Source organism: Psychrobacter sp. AOP31-B2-9 (assembly GCF_052378005.1).
In the GTDB taxonomy this organism is placed as follows: Bacteria; Pseudomonadota; Gammaproteobacteria; order Pseudomonadales; family Moraxellaceae; genus Psychrobacter.
Map to the genome: position 1 here is coordinate 1 of NZ_JBQSXG010000367.1, position 318 is coordinate 318.

Sequence of the window (318 nt, forward strand, 5' to 3'; positions counted from 1 at the left end):
GTCACGCTGTCATCAGTGGCAACAGGTGGTTGGTTGGCGATGTCAGTAAAGGTAACGGTGCCTGTGTCTGATCCGCCGTTACCATCAATCACGGTATAGTCAACGTCTGGTACCGAACCAGCATAACCGGTCTCTGGAGTAAAGGTTAAGTCACCAGCTTCTGTCACGGTGATGGTGCCCACACCAGTAATCGTTGCGGTCTCGCCTGGCTGATAGGTGGTGCCATCAACGGTGAAGTCGTCAACCGTTAAGCTGTCACCATTGGCATCGTCGTCATTACCAATGATGTTTTGAGTAACTGGGGTGTCAATCACCGTG

Annotated in this window: 1 protein-coding gene; it reads right to left on the reverse strand. The window is 51.9% G+C overall.

Annotation, left to right across the window (positions count from 1 at the left end; all coding sequences use genetic code 11):
* The coding region (locus tag ACT3SX_RS15665; RefSeq protein WP_444761888.1) for an Ig-like domain-containing protein at positions 1 to 318 on the reverse strand (318 nt) is incomplete at both ends.